The sequence below is a fragment of the Secundilactobacillus pentosiphilus genome, assembly GCF_002217985.1.
GTDB classification, from domain to species: Bacteria; Bacillota; Bacilli; order Lactobacillales; family Lactobacillaceae; genus Secundilactobacillus; species Secundilactobacillus pentosiphilus.
This window is the reverse complement of sequence record NZ_BCMI01000052.1, coordinates 1-1,915: the sequence shown is the minus strand read 5'-3', so window position 1 is coordinate 1,915 and position 1,915 is coordinate 1. Positions and strand designations below refer to the sequence as shown.

General features: G+C 46.0%; 1 protein-coding gene. It reads left to right on the top strand.

The annotated features are described in order from the left end of the window. The first annotated feature begins 143 nt into the window (after window positions 1–143). Window positions 144–1,838, top strand: coding sequence for an oleate hydratase (locus CES81_RS12985; RefSeq protein ID WP_089122125.1), 1,695 nt, complete (start codon window positions 144–146; stop codon window positions 1,836–1,838). The last annotated feature ends 77 nt before the right edge of the window (window positions 1,839–1,915 follow it).

The window sequence follows — 1,915 nt, the reverse complement described above, 5'->3', positions numbered from 1 at the left end:
TCGATAAGTCTTTTTTGAAAGCTATGATTTATGACTTAAGTCACAGCCTCTTTTTGTGCGGATAAGCCCCTAGGGGTTTTGCTTTTCATGAAAGCGTTTTATAATGAAGCAGACAAGGTATAAAAGGTCAAGGAGGCTTTCGAATGGTTAAAACAAAAGCGATTATGATTGGCGCTGGCTTAGCCAACATGGCAAGTGCGGTATATTTGATTCAAGAGGCGCACTGGTCTGGCAATCAAATCACGTTTTATTCAATTGATGATCATGGGTCAAACGACGGTGACGAAGTGACGCATGCCAAGGATGATTATTGGAATAAAAACCATCCCATCGAAAATCAAAAGGGCTATGTTGCTCGTGGCGGTCGGATGTTAAACTACCGGACCTACGTTGATTTAATGGATCTGCTGGGCCGGATTCCATCCGGCACGGAAACGGGGATGACCGCGGCGGCAGATACCCGCGAGTTTGACGCTCGTCACCGAACTTTTGATAAAGCGCGGCTGCTGCAAGGCGGTAAAGGCATCGTTAATGGCGGTAAATTAGGTTTGAATAATAAGGACCGTTCACTATTAACCAAGCTGATTTTAATGCCCGATGATCAAGAAGAGCGGTTAGATAATGTTACCATTGCGGACTACTTTAAAGACGATCCGCACATGTTTCAAACCAACTTCTGGTACATGTGGGAAACGACCTTCGCGTTCCGCCTGCAAAGTTCCGCTCAAGAATTGCGGCGCTACATGCACCAAATGATTTATGAATTCACCCAGATCGAACACTTAGTCGGTGTTAACCGGACCCGCTATAACCAGTACGAAAGCATCATGAAGCCGCTGATCGATTATCTCAAAGATCAAGGCTGCACCTTCGTCTTAAACCGTCGCGTCACCGACTGGCACTTCAAGAAAACACCGCTGCAAGATGAAATTACCGTAACTGGCTTAGTGATGACCCATACGGAAACCGGTGAAGAAGAAACGGTGGACGTGGACGAACAAACAGCCGTCATGTTTACCAACGGTTCAATTACCGATTCTGCCACCATGGGTGATTTCAATACACCAGCGGCCGAAAACATGGACTATGGTGCTGCTTCCAGTTTATGGAAGAAAGCTACGGAACACTTCTACAATCTCGGCAACCCGGATAAGTTCTTCGCTGACCGCAACGCCAGTGAGTGGAGCAGTTTCACGCTGACCACTAAGAACCATCTGTTGCTGAATGAAATTACCCGCATTACGACTCAGGTACCCGGCAACGCGTTAAACTCCTTTATTTCAACTGAGCCGATCACTGATTTGGGTCAAAAAGACGTTAATATGTCCATTGTGGTGCACCATCAACCCCATTTCACCACCCAAAAGCCAAACGAGTCGGTCATCTGGGGCTACTTCTTATATCCGCGTCGCCACGGTGAATTCGTGGATAAGCCGTACGTCAAGATGAACGGTAAAGAAATGGCTGAAGAATTGATTGGCCAGCTGTCAAAAGTTGATCCAGGCCCCGGTAACATCATGGAAAAGAAGGCCGATATCATGGATAGCATCATTAACTGCATTCCAGTTTACATGCCATACGCATCAGCCCTCTTTAACAATCGGGCTAAAACGGATCGGCCGAAAGTCATTCCTAACCACAGTACTAACCTGGCGTTTACTGGCGAATTTGCGGACCAGCCTTATCAAATGGTTTACACGGAACAAAGCGCCGTACGTTCCGGTGAAATCGCCGCTTATCATTTCGCTGGCATTCCAATGAGTAAATTGGTTCACACACCACGGTATGATAAGGACATCAAGACGTTAGCTAAGGCTACTAAGAAGCTTTTCTCTTAAAGAATAATCAGTAAAAGGGGGTCGAGTTGCGATAATCCCTTTATGGTTGTCAGATGAAATACAATAATTCATCTGAT

Excerpts from the sequence above, each read along its gene's own strand:
- CES81_RS12985 (WP_089122125.1), top strand. The coding sequence starts at position 144 with ATGGTTAAAACAAAAGCGATTATGATTGGCGCTGGCTTAGCCAACATG.